This is a genomic window from Xanthomonas sp. NCPPB 1826 (assembly GCF_056725285.1).
Genome location: NZ_CM161521.1, coordinates 3,881,041 through 3,898,787, shown reverse-complemented (window position 1 = coordinate 3,898,787; position 17,747 = coordinate 3,881,041). Strand labels below are relative to the sequence as shown.

Genomic DNA, 17,747 nt, shown 5'->3' with positions numbered 1-17,747 from the left:
GACTGACTGGGGACGCAGTCGTGATGCGGGTCAGAAGTGGATACCTGCTATCTCGCCTCTGCGCGGCTGCCGATTCGATGCGGCCGCCTGTTGCTGAAGCTTCCACCCGGTTGGCGGAGGGCGTGGTGCACCACGCCGCAATCGATCGCCTGCATGTCAGTTAGGCGATCGATGCGGAGTGGTGCAGGCCCGGTCCCTGCAGCTGCAGACATCGCGCCGCAGCTGTGCAGGTCTGCCGTCAGTAGGTGTAGCCCAAGGTCAGCATGTACACCCGTCCGGTCTGTACATAGGCGCCGTCGGCGCCAGGGTCGTAGGCCATGTAGCGCTTTGACTTGCCCTGGGTTTCGTAGAACGTGGCGGCATTGAGCAGATTCTTGGCCGACACACCGACATCCACGTGGTGCGGCAGATGATAGGTGGCGGTGAAGTCCAGTGATTTGACCGGTTGCAGGTAATAGTTGAGCCGGTCGCTGGTCAGCCCCAGCAATTGCAGGCCGGTGTAGTTGTAGCTCAGGTCGGCGCGCAGATGCGTATCGTCGTAGAACAGATCCAGGTTGTAGATGCGCTCGGGTGCGCGCGGCAGCCAGGTCTTTTCCGGTTGATCGCTGCGTCTGCTGTCTGCTTCGCTGTGCTGCAGGGTGAGGTTGGCGGTGACGCCGACGTTGCTCCACAGGCCCGGCAACTCCTGCAAGCGTTTGCTCGCTGCCAGCTCCAGTCCATAGAGCTTGGCGGTGCCGCCGTTCTGCGGCATGGTCACCGGCACGCCGTTTTCGAAGGTGGTGCCGGTCGGTACCAGCCCGCCCAGTGTGTTGTCGTTGCTGGTCGCCGATTGCGAGGTGTAGATGAAGCCGGTGATGCGCTTGTAATAGGTCGATGCGCTGAGCACGCCGCCGCTTTGGTCGTAGAACTCGGCGGAGAGATCGGCGTTGTCGGCCTTGCTCGGCTGCAGATCGGGATTGGGCCTGGAGATGCCGACCACCTTCTGGGTATCGTCGATGGTGTACACCGTCTCGCCGGAGATCAGGCCGAACGCCGGGCGGCTGAAACTGCGCCGCAACGAAGCGCGATACACGGTGAGATCATCCGGCCGATAGTTGATGCTGATGCCCGGCAGCACTTGCCCATAGGTGCTTCCGGTGCCGACGAAGCTGCCGGTGCTGCCATCGCCGCTGGATTGCCAGGATTCGGCCGCATAGCGTGTCAACTCGTAGCGCACGCCGGGCAGTACGCTCACCGAGCCGACATGCAGCGCGGCCATTGCATAACCGGAATAGATCGCCTCGGTGCTGGAGGTGGTGTTGGCGTTGTAGTCGTTGGCGGTATAGACGCCTGCGCCGTTGGGATCGTTGACGTATTTGTAGGGCAGCGCCTGCGCAAGCATCCAGCTGCGGTCCAGCAGTTTGAACGGTCCGGCGTAGCGGCCGTCGAAGGCGTTATAGGTGACGCGGCCCGGGATCGCGCTCAGTGGCGGCCCACCTGCAGTGGGGAACGCGTAATTGGGTCCGCCGAAATACGGCCCGTTGGTGACGAAGTTGCCGTCCTTGTGGAAGAACGGGTGATCGTAGGCGCCACGGTCGGAGTGGTCGGCAGACAGGCCGAGCTTGACGCTGTCCAGCACGTCGCCGTCGACCTGGTAGGTGATATCGGTATGTGCGTTGATGCGGTTGTCGTGACTGCCGGCGTCGTGCCCCTGCACCTTCCACAGCAACGACGAATCCAGGTTGTAGAAGAAGTCCTGCAAGTCAGGCGTGCTTGGCGCGATGCTGGGATAGCGGGGGTTGCTGAGGTCGAAGGCGAAGCTGCCGGGCGTAAAGCCATACAGGCTTGCCGACACGTAGTCCGGGCGGCTGCGGGTGCCGCGACCGACCGAGCTGCCGTAGTCGAAGCGCAAGCGGCCCAGCGTGGTCTGGCCTCCCAATTGCAGCGTCGCCAGTTTTTCGTCGATATCGTGCGTGTTGAAATAGCCGCCACGCACGGCGGTGGGCTGGTTGCGATAGGTTTCCAGGCGCGCGCTGGACTGGTCCTGCTGCCCGGTGACACCGTAGCTGCCGTAGATGGCGCGCGCGTACAGCGCGCTGTTGTCGCCTTGCCAATCCAGCGAGAGGTTGCCGCCGTAGCGTTCGATCTGGCTGGTGTAGAGGCTGTACTTGTAGCGGGTGCTGATCAACGGCCCGACATCGCGCAGGTCGGTTGCAGTGGCGAGGGCGGGATCGGCCGGCACGTATTTGCTGTTGGGCGCCGGCGCCTGCGCCATGTTGTTGTTCCTGCCGTAATACGCCGATGCGTAGAGGCCGAAGGCATAACCATCGCCAAACTTCCAGGCCAGCTCCTGCTGAAAGGTGCCGCCGCTGTCCTTGCCGCCCAGCTTCGAGGCCAGCGCATTGAACTGGCCCTGCGCGGTGCTCTTGGCGTAGACATCCTGGCCGAAGTCAAAGGCATTGGGCGTGCGCATGTCGATCGCGCCGCCGATCGCATCGCCGGGCATGTCGGGCGTTGGCGATTTGGACACCTGCACCGACTGGATGCCGAACGGCGCCAGCATGTTCAACGAGATGGCGCGTGTCGATGAATCGGTTTCGGGCATGCCGACGCCGTTGAGCGTGTAGGCGTTGTAGCTGGCGTCCATGCCGCGAATGCTGACGTAGGCGTTCTCGCCGGTGGTGGCCTGGCCCAGGTGCATGTCGCTGTATGCGGACAGGCCCGGCATGTGCGACACGACATCGGCGATGCCGCCCGAGGGGATCGCATCGATCTGCTGCTTGCTCATCACGCTGTTGACGCTGCTGGACAGGCGCTGTTCGTTGAGCGATCCCGGTGCGGCGGCGTGCTTGGCCTGCACGTTGACCGAATCCAGCGTGGTGGTGCCGAGTTCCGGCGTCTCGGCAAACGCCGGCGCGGACAGTGCCAGTGCGATGGCGCAGGTCAGGCGATGGGTGGTGCGTGGGGACTGCATGCAATGGCTCGCGTGGTTGGAGAAGGTGGAGTACCCGGCCCCCATATCGTGGGTGCGGGTGTGCATCGCCGACGCCTTCCGTTGCGACAGGTCTGTGTGTGGTGCGGAGATTGCGACGACTTCAGTGACCCCGACTCAATGCCCGAGGTCGACGCCCTTGCAGTGCGCCTGCGCCAGCTGCGGATTGCAGCGTGCGACCGCATCGCCTTCGAAGCGCACCACGTAACCGTTGTCGGCCGGCTCATGTGCGGGGAAGTCGGTGCTGAGCAACTGCGCGCCGCTGGCCAACATGCGGTCGCGGCGGGTGGTGTCGTGTTGCAGCGCTTCCTTCAGGTCGGCGTCGGTACGCGTGCGCACCAGGTAGCCGGCTTTCACCAATCGGGTGATCGTCTCGGCGGGGCCATCGTTGAGTTCGGTGAACGCGGCATCGTCTTGGCCAGGCACGGCATTGGTGAAGCACACGCGTCCGCGCAGCGACGGATGCCCGGGCAGGTAGCTGGCACCGGCCGCGCGTTGGTCGAGCAGGAACACCACCTTGCCGCGTGCCTCGCTCAACGACGGCCAGCCATGCGCAAGCACTGCGGCGTTGAGCGTGGCTGCGTTGCCACGAACCTGATCCGGGCTGAGGTACTCGCCGGGTCGAAACACCGAGCGTAGGTCGGCATCCAATGCATCCATCGCCGCCGGATCGAACGGCTCCGGCTGCACTGTCGGAAACGCCAGTTGCACCGGCGCCTGCTTGGTTTCCAGCAGGATAAAGATCGGCACATGCCCGGGGTGCTGCTTCGACCACGCACGCACTTCCTGCAGGCACGCGACCAAGGGCTGGCAGGTGCTGCGCTGGTCCACGTCCTGCACGTGCATGACCTTGAAGCCGGGTTTGCTCATCACTCCGGCCTGTGCGCTGGGCGGTGCGGGCGGCAAGCCGGCCTGGGCGATCTGCGCGACGATGGCCGGGTGCGCGTAGCGACCACCGTTGGCGTCGGCGAAGACATCCAGTTCGAGTTGTCTGACGCCATCGTCCAGTTGTTGCCTCAGCGGCGGATGGCGGTAATCCAGTGCCGCGAATAGCTCCGGACTCAGTCGTTGCAGCAGCGTTGCTTCGCTGGGGGCGAAGCCGGCGTGGTAGCTGTTGTGGCTGCCGATGTATTGCAGATCGGTGAGGCGAGGCGCGGCATGCGCGGTCACGCCGGCCAGCATCAGCAGGCCAAGGAATGCAGCGCTACGTGTATTGCTTCGCCTTGCGCGTGATGGCTTCGCTGTACGGTCACCGCCTGGATTCACAGCCGAAACAACGAATAAGCAGCGCATGCAGCCAGGCCGGAAAGAAGGTGGTCGCCATCATCCGGGCCAAATTTGACGCAAGGCTTTCCGCCGTATTGCCGTCGTGCGTCACAGTGCGAAAAACGCGCCATGTCATCGCTTTTCGCGACACCGGCGCCTCAGTGCACTCTGGTTTTCCGCAAGGCATACGCCAGCAGCCGCGCCTGCACGCGTTCGCCGATGCTGCGTGGCGCATCCAGCGCCATCCGTTGCAGACCGGCGGCATCGTGTGCATCGCCGCTCTCGCGTGACAGCAGTGCGCGCCAGACGGTCATCAGCTTTGCGCTATTGCCGGTGGTTGCGCGTTTGAGCCAGCTCAGGGCGCGCAGCAGGTGTTGCTCGACCTCGCTGAAGTCGCTGCCGAGCGGGTAGTCGGGCAGGCTGCCATCGCGGCGGAATGGCGCCAGCGCCTGTTCCAGTGCCTGCGGCGTGTTGCGTTGCGCACGCGCAGGCAGTGCAGGGTCGCCACGCAGCTTGCGCGACGCCTTGGCAGTTGCCAGCAACGCGTCCTGGAAGCGTGCATCGCAGATGCCGGCCATCGCCAGCATGCAATCCTGATCGGTCTGGTGGCGCAGGTCGGCGATGCCGTACTCGGTGATGTACAGATCGCGCAGATGGCGCGGGATGGTGGTGTGCCCGTAGTTCCAGCGCACATTGCTCGCTGCGTGTGCACCGGCATCGCGCGTGGCCCGCAGCATCAACGCGCTGCGCGCCTGCGGCAAGGCATGTGCCATCGCCACGAAGTTGTACTGGCCGCCGACGCCGGAAACCACACGGCCATCTTCCAGCCCGTCGGACACCGCCGCGCCGAGCGCGGTGGCCATCATGCAGGAGTTGAAGAAGCGCGCATCGCGGCGTTGCAGGCGCTCCAGCGCTTCGTTGCCGCCATACAGCTGATTGATCTCGCTGATGCGACGCATGCCGATGGCACTGCGCGTGTCCGCATCCAGCTCACGTAGCCACTGGTAGAAATCCGGCGAGCCGAGATAGAACGCCCCATGCAGGAACTCGCCTTCGCGGGCCAGGCGCGCGTGATCGGCCGCATCGGCGCTGCCGTCGGCGATGCGCTGCATCAGCGCCGGATCGTCGTGCACCTTGCGGCGGATCACGCCGCTGTCCACCAACTGCTTGAACCCTTCGTTGAGCATTTCGCTGCAGCCGTACAGGCCGATCTCGAACGGCGCCAGGCCACCGCTGGCGCGCACCGCAGGATGCTGTTCCAGGTCCGGGTCCAGCGCCTGCAGCACGCGCCGATAGGTGGCGTTGTCGGTATGTCGCAGTACCAATGCATGGCTCAGCGCATCGGCCAGGGTACCGATGCCGATCTGCAAGGTGCCGCCATCGCGGACCAGTGCGCTGGCATACAAGCCGATGGCGTAGTCGACGCTGTTGACCGGTTGCCTTGGCAACCCGAACAGGCGCGGCGACGGACCGGGCAGGTCGATCACCAGATCGAAGAACGCCTCCTCCACTGCCGCGGTTCCGCCGATCCACGGCAGTTGCGTGTCCACTTCCGCCACCAGCATGGGGCGCGGCAGGCCGAGCGCCTGCACCGCATCCAGCGTGTCCTGGGTGATGTCGTTGTTGCACGACAACGACAGCCGCGTGCCGCCCGGTTCGCGCGCCACCTTCTGCACGATCAGGTTCGGCGCGCGCTGCGCCACCGCCGCGGCAGCATGGGTGTAGTTGAGGCTCGTGTAGTCGGCCTGCGCCTGGGTGGAGTGCAGCAGCCCGCCGGACTGCATGTAGAACTCTTCCACCTGCACATGCGCCGGCAGCGCATCGCGCAGCATGTCATCGACATAGGCAAGACGCGGGAAATCCTCGCCGAAATGGCGCGCAATGAACGGCGCCGCAAAGCGTGCCTCCAGTCCCGCGCCGGGCTTGGGCGGGTTGAGCGACAGCGCCGTGTACAGCGCCAGCGGCCGCGCCGGCATGTGCTTGAGCTGCGCATACAACGCGTTCAACAACCGGTGCGGCTTGCCGATGCCCAACGGCGCGCCGACGCGCAGCGGGCCATCGAGACGTTGCAGGATGTGCGCAACCGCGCCGGGCAGGTCGGTAAGGTGTTCGGTCATCGGTGCAGGGTAGCCGAGGCGATGGCGGGGCAGGTATCTGGATCGCCGACAAGGCCGGGTTGGCGCATACGTTTCCCGCAAGGCAATCGAAAACGCGCTTGACAGGCGCAAGTTTTACATGCGTAATCGATAAAAATTACGGATGTAATCGCATGTCGATCAGTGACGCCGAAGCGGTGGTGATGCAGGTGCTCTGGGATGCGGCGCCACGCAGCGCCGACGACGTGGTCGCCGCGCTGGCAGGCCACAGCGACTGGGCCGAGCCCACCGTCAAGACCTTGCTCAACCGCCTGCTTGGCAAGGGCGCCATCCGTGCCGAGAAACAAGGGCGACGCTATCTCTATTCGCCGGTGCTGGCGCGCGAGCAGTGGGTGCAGCAACAGAGCGAGGGATTGCTGCAGCGCCTGTTCGGCGGACGGGTGGCGCCGCTGGTGGCGCACTTCAGCGAGCGCGGAAAACTCAGCGCATCCGATATCGCGGAACTGAAACAACTGATCAAGGAGCTGGACGATGAACCCTGAGGCCTGGGTCCTGTTGTCGCGCGCAACGCTGTACACCACCGCAGCGCTGCTGGTCTGCCTGCTCCTGCGTCGCCCACTGCGCAAGCTGTCGGGTGCCGGCGCGGCGTATGCGATCTGGTCCTGCGTTCCGCTGGCCCTGGTGGCAGCCTTGTTGCCCGGTCCGTCTCTCGGCATCGCGGTGCCGGGATTGCCGGCGCTGACCGCCATGCCGGCGCTCTCCAGCGTGCATGGCGAAGGTCGTGCGTGGGCAACATGGCTGGCAGCAGCGTGGCTGGGCGGCGCGGTGGTGATGGCGATCGGATTGTGGACGCGGCAACGGCGTTTCATGCGCAGCCTGGGGCCGTTGCACCGGCTCGACGACCGGCTCTGGTCGGCCGCGTGCGATGCCGGTCTTCCTGCATCGTTGGGACTCTGGCGTCCGCGCATCGTGGTGCCGGCGGATTTCAGTGAGCGTTACAACGCCGATGAGCGCGCCCTGATCCTGGCGCACGAGCGCATGCATCTGCGCCGCGGCGACCTGCACGCCAATCTGCTGGCGGCGCTGATGCTCTGCATCGGCTGGTTCAACCCGCTGATGCATCTGGCCTGGCGTGCGTTCCGGCTGGACCAGGAACTGGCCTGCGATGCGGCCGTGCTGGCGCAACATCCGGGCAAGCGCCGCAGTTACGCCACCGCCCTGCTGAAGACCCAGCTTGGCCGCGACTTTACGCTGCTCGCCTGTCATTGGGCTGCATCGCATCCGTTGGCGCAGCGGATCGCGGCGCTGCGCGGTTCCCCCATCGCTGCCGGACGTGCGCGCTGGCGCGTGGCGATGGTCCTTCTGCTGGCGGCGGGGGTCAGCACCGCCGCCTGGGCGCTGCAGCCGGCACGCATTGCGTTAGCGGCACAACCGGCGCTGGCGGCCGGCAACGCGGTGGATTTCGCCACGATGCAGCCGCCGAGATATCCGGCAGCCGCGTTTGACGGCGGTATTGAGGGCTTTGTCGAACTGCAGATCGACATCGACCCTGGCGGCGTGCCGCAGCACATCGACATTGTGCAGAGCACCCCGGCCGGCGTGTTCGATCAAGCGGTGCTGGAGGCAGCGCGCCAGTGGCGGCTGAAACCTGCCTATGTACATGGCAAGCCGATTGCTTCCACAGTGCGCGTTCCGGTGAAGTTCGAAATGGACGCGCCGGAGCAAACGTCTACCGATGCCGGCGCCGCGCGCTTGGAGGCGCCAGCGTCCAACCGCCTTGCCGGTTGTGCTTCAGCGGGCTGCGCAATGCAGGAGAGGCCGTGATGCAATCCAGGGCAACCAGCAAAACGACTGCACAACTGTCTGGCGGGCGCGCCGGGTGCCCGGGATTGGCATGTGCCGCGCATACACGCCGGTTCCTGCGCGCTGGCCACGCCCACCTGACGACTGCTTGCCACGTGTTGTCGGCCGCCCTCGCGCCGACCTGCGCCGCAATCCTGGCGCTGTCGCTTGGCGCATGTGCAACGCAAGGGGTGCAGGAACAGCAGCGCAGCCAGCGCGAAGATTCGGTGGACCAGCGCATGCTGAGCGCGCAATCGGGCGGCGATGGTGGCGGCTCCATCCAGTCTTACACGTTGGCGCCGGCGCAGCGCTTCCGCATGCCGCGCGCGCTGCGAAGCGATGCGCCGGTGCTGCCGGCCGATTCGCCACGGCAGAGCTTGCCGCCGACCACCGTGTGCGCGCATGTGATCCTGACCGCCGAAGGCGCGGTACAGCGCGTCGACCCCATGTCCGATCGCGACGAATGTGCGGCCGGTCTGTTGCCGGACAATGCCGATCTGGTGCAGTCGGTGCGTACCACGGTGCAGCAATGGCAGTTCGTTCCGGCCGCGCTGTGCACGTTTGCCGCAGGTGTGGCGCAGCCGGCCGCGCTGGACGATTGCAGCGGCGCCATCAGCCAGCAGCCGGTACCGGTGACGCTGTCGTTCGCGTTCACCTTCGAAGTGCGGCAGGGCAAGGTCAGCGTGCGCACCGGCAAGGTGGCGCGTTGAGCGCGCGCATCGCTGCGATCAGAGCATGTCGGGTGCGAACAGGCGCCGCCGCGAGACTTCGTCGCCGGACAGCATGAAGCGGCCATCGCCGCGGTAGTGCACCGTCCTGGGAAGCGCGGGCCGCTTGGCCACCTGCGCGCTCACCACTTCCCAGACAAAGAGCGCGTGGCGATTGATCTGCCGGCCGTCGTGCAGGCGGCATTCGAAACTGGCGTAGCACTCGGCGATGGCCGGCGCTGCGACCCGTTGGCCGGGCACGGCGGTCAGCCCGAAGTGGTCGAACTTGTCGATCTGTGCACCGCTGCTGTTGCCGATGCCGATCACGGTGTCGAGCAGCTCGGCCGTCGGCAGGTTGATCACGCATTGCTTGCTGCGCCGGACCAGTTCGAAACTATGGTTACCGGGGGCGATGCAGCACGCGATCAGCGAGGGCGAAAACTCCAGCACCATATGCCAGCCCATGGTCATGATGTCGCGCTGGCCCTTGTGGGCCGAGCTGACCAGCACCACCGGCCCCGGTTCCAGGAAGCGGCGCGCCTGCTCCACCGGGAATGCATGTTTTCGATACTGTTTCATGGACACGCCAGCCGATTGAATGCGGTGATCACCGGTGCCGATGCGCTCATTCCAGCACATGCACGCTATCGGCGATGCGCTGCACCTCGTCGGGATTGTGGCTGACATACAGCATCGGCAGGCGGATCTCGTCGCGCACGCGTTGCAGGTAGGGAATCAGTTCTTCGCGGCGCGCCTGATCCAGTGCCGACAAGGGCTCGTCGAACAACAGGATCGCCGGTTGCGACAACAAGGCGCGGCCGATCGCCACGCGCTGCGCTTCGCCTCCGGACAGATTGCGCGGCCGGCGTTGCAGCAACGGCCCAATCCCCAACAGCGCCACCACATCGTCGAAACCGAATGGCGCCGTGCCACGCGCATGCCGGCCGTAACGCAGATTGCGGCGCACATCCAGATGCGGGAACAGCCGCGCATCCTGAAACACGTAGCCGATCCTGCGCTTGTGCGTGGGCAGGTTGATGCCTTGCCGGGCGTCGTACAGGCAGCGCCCGTCGATGCGGATATGCCCGGCCTGCGGCTGCACCAGCCCGGCGATGGCATTGAGCACCGTGGTCTTGCCCGCACCGGAAGGGCCGACCAGGGCCACCACCCGCGCCTGGTCCTGGATGTGGAGATGCCGTTGGAAATTGCCGCGCTGCAGCTGCAGGTCGATATCGAGCATCAGCCGTCCTCGCGCGGATGCGGCCTGCGCACCAGCCACTCGGACAGCAGCAGCGCCGCCAGCGAGATCGCCAGCGCAACGCCGGCCAGCCGCCACACGCCCGATTCCATGCCCGGCACCTGCATCAGCCCGTAGATGGCCGACGACAAGGTCTGGGTTTCGCCAGGAATGTTGGACACGAAGGTGATGGTCGCGCCGAATTCGCCCAAGGCCTTGGCAAATGCCAGCACCATGCCGGCGACCAGGCCCGGCCAGGCCAGCGGCAAGGTGATGCTGAAGAACACCCGCCACGGGCCCGCACCGAGCGTGGCGGCGGCTGCTTCAAGACGGCGGTCGGTCGCTTCGATGGACAAGCGGATCGCGCGCACCATCAGCGGGAATCCCATCACCGCGCATGCCAGCGCTGCGCCGGTCCAGCGGAACGCGAACTGGACACCGAGGTGTTCCAGCAACCAGCTGCCGACCGGCCCCTGCGTGCCCAGCACCACCAGCAGCGCGTAGCCGGTCACCACCGGCGGCATTACCAGCGGCAGATGCAGCAGGGCGTCCAGCAGCGCCTTGCCCGGAAAGCGCCGCCGCGCCAGCAGCCAGCCGCAGGCGATGCCCGGCGGCAGGCTGGCGATGGCCGCAACGATGGCGACCTTGAGACTCAGGCCGATCGCGGTCAGCTCCTGCGGGGTGAACATCGACAACGGCGCGCCTCAATCCTGCAACGAAAAACCATGGCGAACAAAGATCGCCCTGGCCGGCTTGCTGCCCAGCCATTGCACGAACGCGGCCGTGCCGGCATTGCTGCTGTTCTTCAACGCAGCGACCGGATACACGATGGCATCGTGGCTATCGGCGGGGAAGGTCGCGACTACGCGGACCTTGGGTTCGGCGCGCGCATCCGAGCCGTATACGATGCCCAGCGGCGCTTCGCCGCGCGAGACCAGCATCAATGCGGCGCGCACGCTTTCCGACTCGGCCAGACGATTGCGCACGCCATCCCACTGACCGAGTTTGCGCAGCGCTGCGGCGGCATACTTGCCGGCCGGCACGCTGTTGGTCTGGCCAACCGCCAACCGACCGCTGTCACCGAGCGCCTTGGCAATCGCGCCGGGCTGGCGCGGATCCACGCGCAGCTTGCTGGTGGCCGGGGCGATCAACACCAGGGTATTGCCGAGCAGGTTGTGACGCTGCGCCGGCACGACCAGGCCGCGTTGCTGCAGATAGTCCATCCATTCCAGGTCGGCCGAAAAGAACACGTCTGCCGGTGCGCCTTGCTCGATCTGGCGCGCCAGTGCAGAGCTGGCGGCGTAGGAAACGCGCACCGGCGTGCCGGTCGCCTTTTCGTAAGCGGCCGCGGCCTCGTCCATGGATTCCTTCAGGCTTGCTGCGGCAAACACCGTCACCGGCGCGCTCTGCGCAGTGGCCAGGACGGGCAGGGCAAGCATCAGCACGCAGAACGCGCGCTGCCAAAAACCGATCGTGCGCATGGGAAGCTCCAGCAGGGTCAGGCAGCGATCATAGCGGCTGCGCGTCATGCGCCGCGTGGTGGCTATGCTGGCGCGTCAGTCAACCACGCCGTCGCAGCGGCCGGCCTGCAGATTGGTCTGCAATGCCGGCCGGATCAGCCTGGGCTCGGGCAGCGTGGCATCGCGGGCCTGGCGCTGCGCCACGAATGCATCGATCTCCACGCCGTCGCGCACGTGGATATTGCTGCGCCGCTGCTCGCCGATGCTGGTCTGGTACGCCACCTCACGGCCGCCCGGGCCGTAGTCGTGGCAGACGAACACGCGCGTGTCCTCCGGCAGCGCATACATGCGCTGGATCGAGGCGAACAGTTGCCGTGCATCGCCGCCGGGAAAATCGCAGCGCGCGGTGCCGGCGTCCGGCATGAACAACGAATCGCCGGGGAACAGCGCATCGTCGATCAGGTACGCGATGCTATCGCTGGTATGCCCGGGCACCGCGATGACACGTACCTGCAGCGTGCCGAGCTCGAAGCGCTCGTCATCGGCGAACAGGTGATCGAACTGCGAGCCGTCGGCGCGGAAGTCTTCCGGTAACGCACAACGTGGCGCAAGCGTCTGCTGCACATCGCGGATACCGTCACCGATGCCGATGCGTGCCTGCGGCCAGTGCTGCTTCAGCCAATGCGCGGCAGACAGGTGATCGGCATGCGCATGGGTTTCCAGCAACCACTGCACCTGCCAGCGGTGGTGAGCGACGGCATCGACGATGGCTTGCGCGGCGCGCGTGCCGACCTTGCCGGTGTCGGCCGCATAGTCCAGCGCCGGATCGATCACCGCTGCAGCCCCGGTCGCCGCGTCGGCGACCACATAGGTGAAGGTGTTGCTGTCGGCGTGAAAGAACGCAAGCACCTCGGGCTGCATCGGCGTCTCCATCTCAGGGCGCGGCCAGCGCCGCATTGAGCACGGCGGCCAGTCGGTCGCCAGCCTCGCGCAATTGGGTCTCGGCAAGCGGACGATAGGTCGCGATGTAGTCGTCCGGCAACACGTGCTTGCTCGGATAGACGCCGGGCGTGACCGCGATCTTGCAGGAGGCCTGCGCCCATGCCGCAGCCGGCGGTGGCAGCACCGGCGATGTCGCAGCGGTCGCCGGCAACGCCAGCAGGCGTTGCAGATACGCATCGTCATCAAGATGGCGGTCGTTGAGCATGCCGCTGTCCCACAGCGCATGCAGGTTGCTGCCCTTGCCGGCGACCTGCAGCTGGAATTCATTGCCGCCCTTGTCATGCGCGTAGCCGGCATGCATCGGCTGATGGATGTCGCCGACAAAATGCACCACGAACTTCAGGGCCTGCCGGCGCACGTCCAGCGGCTGGCTGCGGTCGGCAAGCAGCGCGGTCTGCCGGTCGAGCGCGGCGATCACGCAGTTGCCGTCCGGGCAGTCGCGCGGCGGCGCGTACGTGCAGTCGTGCTCGCCAAGATTGACGTAATGCCAGGGTCCGGAGCGCTTGCCCAGCTCCGGGTCGTGCTCGCGCAGCTCGTCGGCCCAGCTGGCGACACCGGCCAATGTCGGGTTGGCTTCGCCCTTGAGCAATTGCGCCACCTGCGCTTGCGCCTGCGGGCTCAGTTCGGTCTCGGCAATGCGCGCCACCAGGCGGTGGCCTTGCGGCCCCCAGGCGAAGGCGCTGATGGGCTGAAGGGCCGCGACCACGGTTGCGGCAAGAAAGAGGATGCGAGGAGAGAAGGTCTTCATCCGGCAATTGTACGCATCGGTCCGGGACGGTTTGATGGCCGTCTCCGGTCGAACACAGCCACGGCTCAGCGTGGCGTCAGCGGCATGCTCAGAAGTACACCAGGTACGACACGCCGTAGGTCAGCGGATCGATCCGCGCCTTGCCCAGCCGGCTGCCATTGAAGTCGACGTTGCTGCGCGAATTCGTCCAGCGCGCGTCCACCCGCAGGCCGCTGCGATCGTTGAAGATGAAGTCCACACCGACATGCGCGGTGGCGCCCACCGAGTCGTCGAAGCTCAGGTCGCCATTGCCGAAGGCGTCATCGACGTCTTCACCGACAAACGTGGTGTAGTTGATGCCGACACCCACGAACGGCGACACCGTGCCGTAGCCATTGATGTGGTACTGCAACAGCACGCTCGGCGGCACCGACCAGTAGCTGCCCACCTTGCCGACGCCCTCGAGCTCCAGATCGTGCTTGCCCGACACCGCGGCATGCACCTCGATGCCGAGGTTGTTGCGCAGGAAGTATTCATACGTGAACGACAGCGCCGGGGCGCCCTTGATCTCGGCACGCGTGCCGCCGAAGCTGCCGCTGTCGGACTTGGGCGAGACATAGCCGGCGCCGTAGCCCGTGGTCCAGTGGCCGGCCGATTGTGCAAGGGCGGGTGCGGCCGAGGCGGCCAGTGCGATGGCGAGGGCGGTACGGATCAGCATGCTCATGGAATCCCCGGATAGGTCGGACAGGCGGTCGACGTGACCAACCTGTCCGCAACTCCGGCGGTGGATTCACGTCCCTGGACGCCAAGTGTGCCAGAGATGCATCGCGCACGCTGCCGGGCTCAGAACCGGTGCACGTAGGCCACGCCGTAGACCAGCGGGTCGATGTTGACGGTGCCGATGCGGTTGCCGTCGAGGCGCGCTTCGGTGTCGATGTCGATCCAGCGCAGGTTCACCCGCAGCGCGCCGCGCTCGCTGAGCTTGTAGTCCACGCCCGCGTGCAGGGCCAGGCCCCAGGAATCGTCCAGTTCCAGCTCGCTGCCGGCCAGCGCGCCGCGCGTGTCGGTGCTGAAGAAGCGGGTGTAGTTGATGCCCGCGCCAACGAACGGCGAGAGCCTGCCCTGGCTGTTGAAGTGGTACTGCAGCGAGATCACCGGCGGCAGATGCTTGGTGCTGCCGACACGCCCCAGGCCACGGAGCGCGATGTCGTGCTCGAACGGCAGCGCAGCCAGTACTTCGATGCCCAGGTTGTCGGCAATGAAGTATTCGGCGGTGAAGGTCGGCTTGATGTCCTTGCCGACGTCCGCCTCCAGCGTGCCGCCGACCAGACGGCCGTTATCGGACTTGGGAGCGACCTGATGGGCACCGACGGCAACGGTCCAGTCGCCTTTGGATTGAGCCAGTGCGGGGACGCTGGCGAAGCTGGCGGCCAGGCCGGCGAGCAGAAGGGTAGAGCGCATGCGCATGGAAACTCTCGTTGTGTGCAGGGGATGGAAGAAGTCTTGATGGTTTGCCCGCTGGATGCCTTGATCCTGATCAATCCGTCCGCGCAAGGACGCTGCGGGTCATGCGCGGATGCGAGCAGGGACCGGCACCGACAGCAGCGATCTGCGCCATGCCGGTGATCGCACCGGCGCATCGCGTCCGGTCTGCAACGCGATGCGCCTGGCGCAGGCGGCGGCGGGGGAGGAACGCCGCCGCCTGCGTGCGCGGTGGAGCAGGCAGCGAGCGGATGGCTGCAGCGCTCGCGCACTTACTTGACCTTGGCGAGCTTGGGCGCATCCACTTCCGGCATCGCCGAGCTGTGGTGGTTGATGATCAGCCATTTGTCGTCGCGCTTTTCGTACACGAAGGTGTAGCGCGCCTGCACCTTGCTCTTCTTGCCGTCCTTGTCGGTCAGCGTGAAGGTATAGACGCCGGCATCCACTGCACTGTCGTCATCGAGCACGCGCACGGTGCGGTAGTTGACGACGCCCTGCGGCTTCTTGGTCAGGAACATCTCGAAGTACTTTTCGATCTGCGCACGCGAGGCGCGCACTTCGTTGGAGACGGTCGGCAGCAACACGCCGTCCGGCGCGTACAGGTCGGCCACCTTGTGCGGGTTGCCGGTGGCCAGCGCCGCATTCCAGGTGTCGAACAGCGCAGCGACTTCGCGCGCTTCGCCATCGGCGGGCAGCGAGGCCTTTTCGGTGTAGTGCATCACGCCGCCAGCCAGCGCCGGGGTGGCGGCCAGGGCCAGAACCAGAGAGAAAAGGGTGCGACGCATGGGGAATCTCCGTTGTGATGGATGGGTGCCTCAGCAGGCAGGGCCAGTATCGAAATCCACGGAGCGCCGAAATGCTGCTGTTCGGCATATGCATCGATACGCCTTTCAGCGTATCGATATAAAGCTTAAGTAATTGAATTGGAATGGATATATCGAAAAATCAGGCGTATTTTAGATTGCTGCGTCCGTGCCGCACCTCAGATCGTCGCGGGCCCTCAAGTCAGGCAGGCGTCAGCCCATACCGCATCGTGCTTGCACCGCCGAGCTCATCACCTTGTCGTTTGACGGCACCCAGACAGCATGCCCACCTTCCGATTCCCGATTCCCGATTCCCGATTCCCGATTCCCCATCACGCAGGCACCACGGCACAACGTCCTGGCGCCACATGCCGCAGCACGGCTGCGCGAGTGCGACGCTGCTAGAATGGCGGTCCCTTTCCATCCGCCGCGCCATCGCGGCCGCAGGAGCTAGTGAACATGGCAATCAAGGTTGGCATCAACGGATTCGGTCGCATCGGCCGCAACGTGCTGCGCTCTGCGGTGCAGAACTTCGCCAATGACATCGAGATCGTGGCCATCAATGACCTGCTCGAGCCCGATTACCTCGCCTACATGCTGCAGTACGACTCGGTGCATGGCCGCTTCAAGGCCGATGTGTCGGTCGACGGCAACACGCTGATCGTCAACGGCAACAAGATCCGCCTGACCCAGGAACGCGATCCGGCCAACCTCAAGTGGGATGCAGTCGGCGCCGACGTGGTGATCGAGTCCACCGGCCTGTTCCTGACCAAGGAAACCGCGCAGAAGCACCTCGACGCGGGCGCCAAGAAGGTGATCCTGTCGGCACCGTCCAAGGACGACACGCCGATGTTCGTGTTCGGCGTCAACGACAACACCTACAAGGGCGAAGCGATCGTCTCCAACGCCTCGTGCACCACCAACTGCCTGGCGCCGTTGGCCAAGGTGATCAACGACAAGTGGGGCATCAAGCGCGGCCTGATGACCACCGTGCACGCGGCCACTGCGACGCAGAAGACCGTGGACGGCCCGTCGAACAAGGATTGGCGCGGTGGGCGCGGCATCCTGGAGAACATCATCCCGTCCTCCACCGGTGCCGCCAAGGCCGTGGGTGTGGTGATCCCCGAGCTCAACAAGAAGCTGACCGGCATGAGCTTCCGCGTGCCGACCTCGGACGTGTCGGTGGTCGACCTCACCGTCGAACTGGAAAAGCCGGCCACCTACGCCGAGATCTGTGCCGAAGTGAAGGCGCAGAGCGAAGGCGCCTTGAAGGGCGTGCTGGGTTACACCGAAGACAAGGTCGTGGCTACCGACTTCCGCGGCGAAACCTGCACCTCGGTGTTCGACGCCGACGCCGGCATCGCGCTGGACTCGACCTTCGTCAAGCTGGTGTCCTGGTACGACAACGAGTGGGGCTATTCCAACAAGTGCCTGGAAATGGTGCGGGTTGTCGCGAAGTAAACCTCGCGCTCAGGCGATGCGTAGAGGCCCCGGCATGCCGGGGCCTTTCGTTTTGTGCCTGCCGGAATGTGATGTGTGCATGTACCGTCGCAGCGTCGTCGTCAGTACGGAAAGTGGACTTTGAGAGGCCCACGTGCGCTAATTTGCTGGCACGGCGGTCGTTCCCGTGTCGTGTACGAAGGATCGGGGAACTCCATGGATCGAGAGAACAAAACTCATGAGTAAATTTCTGGCGGGCGTATTGGCGCTCGGTGTAGTGTTTGCAGTGTCGGCGCCGTCGACCAGTTGGGCAGCGAAGAAGCAGACCGGTACGCCGGCCTGGATGAATGCCGATGGTGAGGTGATCAAGTCGGCCGATGTCGAGGCTGGCTATGGCGAAACGGTCAAGGGCATCAACGATTACGAAGGCGAGATCACCGGCAAGCCGGCGCCTGACAGCAAGTTCACCCAGCTGAAGATCGGTATGCCGATGAAGCAGGTCACCGACCTGATTGGTCAGCCGAATGACCAGGGTTCCTACGTGACCGGCAAGGCGTTCATCCCGTTCTTCTTTGGCGGCGACCGTTACCGTTACGAGATGGCCTACAAGGGCCAGGGGCGCCTGGTGTTCGCTGGCAAGTCGATGGACACCGGCGGCAACCTGATCTGGATCATCCATAACAAGAACGACAGCGGCTACCGCGAATAAGTGTC

Annotated in this window: 17 protein-coding genes and 1 other RNA gene; 6 read left to right on the top strand and 12 right to left on the bottom strand. The window is 65.3% G+C overall.

Annotation, left to right across the window (positions count from 1 at the left end; genetic code table 11):
• Positions 1-238 precede the first annotated feature (238 nt).
• The 3 genes from AC1PLA_RS16405 to AC1PLA_RS16395 all read right to left on the bottom strand — a co-directional run bounded on the left by AC1PLA_RS16405 (position 239) and on the right by AC1PLA_RS16395 (position 6,354).
• Positions 239-2,953: a TonB-dependent receptor gene (locus AC1PLA_RS16405; RefSeq protein WP_481104948.1), complete on the bottom strand. Its 2,715-nt coding sequence runs from the start codon at positions 2,951-2,953 to the stop codon at positions 239-241.
• Between the two features lie 135 nt (positions 2,954-3,088).
• Positions 3,089-4,264, bottom strand: coding sequence for a phosphatidylinositol-specific phospholipase C1-like protein (locus tag AC1PLA_RS16400; RefSeq protein ID WP_481104947.1), 1,176 nt, complete (start codon positions 4,262-4,264; stop codon positions 3,089-3,091).
• 131 nt (positions 4,265-4,395) lie between these two features.
• Positions 4,396-6,354 carry an acetyl-CoA hydrolase/transferase C-terminal domain-containing protein gene (locus AC1PLA_RS16395; RefSeq protein WP_481104946.1) on the bottom strand — a complete coding sequence of 653 codons (1,959 nt, stop codon included), beginning with the start codon at positions 6,352-6,354 and terminating at the stop codon, positions 4,396-4,398.
• Positions 6,355-6,506: 152 nt separating this feature from the next.
• Here AC1PLA_RS16395 and AC1PLA_RS16390 point away from each other — a divergent pair, with 152 nt between their 5' ends.
• The 4 genes from AC1PLA_RS16390 to AC1PLA_RS16375 all read left to right on the top strand — a co-directional run bounded on the left by AC1PLA_RS16390 (position 6,507) and on the right by AC1PLA_RS16375 (position 8,885).
• Entirely contained in the window at positions 6,507-6,875 is a 369-nt protein-coding gene (locus tag AC1PLA_RS16390) for a BlaI/MecI/CopY family transcriptional regulator (protein WP_102253535.1), read from the top strand.
• Positions 6,865-8,157 carry a TonB family protein gene (locus AC1PLA_RS16385; protein ID WP_481104945.1) on the top strand — a complete coding sequence of 431 codons (1,293 nt, stop codon included), beginning with the start codon at positions 6,865-6,867 and terminating at the stop codon, positions 8,155-8,157. Before AC1PLA_RS16390 ends, AC1PLA_RS16385 begins: the two co-directional genes overlap by 11 nt.
• Positions 8,158-8,227: 70 nt before the next feature.
• Positions 8,228-8,303: non-coding RNA, sX9 sRNA (locus AC1PLA_RS16380), on the top strand.
• Positions 8,292-8,885 carry a hypothetical protein gene (locus AC1PLA_RS16375; protein ID WP_481104944.1) on the top strand — a complete coding sequence of 198 codons (594 nt, stop codon included), beginning with the start codon at positions 8,292-8,294 and terminating at the stop codon, positions 8,883-8,885. Before AC1PLA_RS16380 ends, AC1PLA_RS16375 begins: the two co-directional genes overlap by 12 nt.
• 18 nt (positions 8,886-8,903) lie before the next feature.
• Here AC1PLA_RS16375 and AC1PLA_RS16370 read toward each other — a convergent pair whose 3' ends face one another.
• The 9 genes from AC1PLA_RS16370 to AC1PLA_RS16330 all read right to left on the bottom strand — a co-directional run bounded on the left by AC1PLA_RS16370 (position 8,904) and on the right by AC1PLA_RS16330 (position 15,575).
• Positions 8,904-9,461 carry a flavin reductase family protein gene (locus AC1PLA_RS16370; RefSeq protein ID WP_024938158.1) on the bottom strand — a complete coding sequence of 186 codons (558 nt, stop codon included), beginning with the start codon at positions 9,459-9,461 and terminating at the stop codon, positions 8,904-8,906.
• A gap of 46 nt (positions 9,462-9,507) precedes the next feature.
• Positions 9,508-10,122, bottom strand: coding sequence for a molybdenum ABC transporter ATP-binding protein (gene modC / locus AC1PLA_RS16365; protein WP_016902262.1), 615 nt, complete (start codon positions 10,120-10,122; stop codon positions 9,508-9,510).
• Positions 10,122-10,808 carry a molybdate ABC transporter permease subunit gene (gene modB, locus AC1PLA_RS16360; RefSeq protein ID WP_016902263.1) on the bottom strand — a complete coding sequence of 229 codons (687 nt, stop codon included), beginning with the start codon at positions 10,806-10,808 and terminating at the stop codon, positions 10,122-10,124. Before modB ends, modC begins: the two co-directional genes overlap by 1 nt.
• A gap of 15 nt (positions 10,809-10,823) precedes the next feature.
• Positions 10,824-11,600, bottom strand: coding sequence for a molybdate ABC transporter substrate-binding protein (gene modA, locus AC1PLA_RS16355; protein WP_481104943.1), 777 nt, complete (start codon positions 11,598-11,600; stop codon positions 10,824-10,826).
• Positions 11,601-11,675: 75 nt separating this feature from the next.
• Positions 11,676-12,500 (bottom strand): MBL fold metallo-hydrolase, encoded by an 825-nt coding sequence (locus AC1PLA_RS16350; RefSeq protein ID WP_481104942.1) that lies wholly within the window; start codon positions 12,498-12,500, stop codon positions 11,676-11,678.
• A gap of 13 nt (positions 12,501-12,513) precedes the next feature.
• A complete protein-coding gene (locus AC1PLA_RS16345) occupies positions 12,514-13,329 on the bottom strand; it encodes a S1/P1 nuclease (RefSeq protein ID WP_481104941.1) in 816 nt (271 codons plus the stop codon).
• Between the two features lie 88 nt (positions 13,330-13,417).
• Positions 13,418-14,032, bottom strand: a complete 615-nt coding sequence (locus AC1PLA_RS16340; protein WP_024938162.1) for an OmpW/AlkL family protein — start codon at positions 14,030-14,032, stop codon at positions 13,418-13,420.
• Positions 14,033-14,151: 119 nt separating this feature from the next.
• On the bottom strand, positions 14,152-14,775 hold the full coding sequence (locus AC1PLA_RS16335) for an OmpW/AlkL family protein (protein ID WP_481104940.1): 624 nt from the start codon (positions 14,773-14,775) through the stop codon (positions 14,152-14,154).
• Positions 14,776-15,062: 287 nt separating this feature from the next.
• Positions 15,063-15,575, bottom strand: a complete 513-nt coding sequence (locus AC1PLA_RS16330; protein WP_039512379.1) for an SgcJ/EcaC family oxidoreductase — start codon at positions 15,573-15,575, stop codon at positions 15,063-15,065.
• A 477-nt stretch (positions 15,576-16,052) separates the two neighbouring features.
• Between AC1PLA_RS16330 and gap the strand changes: the two genes are divergently transcribed.
• Entirely contained in the window at positions 16,053-17,054 is a 1,002-nt protein-coding gene (gap, locus tag AC1PLA_RS16325; protein WP_024938165.1) for a type I glyceraldehyde-3-phosphate dehydrogenase, read from the top strand.
• 217 nt (positions 17,055-17,271) lie between these two features.
• A complete protein-coding gene (locus tag AC1PLA_RS16320; RefSeq protein WP_039512378.1) occupies positions 17,272-17,742 on the top strand; it encodes a hypothetical protein in 471 nt (156 codons plus the stop codon).
• Positions 17,743-17,747: the final 5 nt, after the last annotated feature.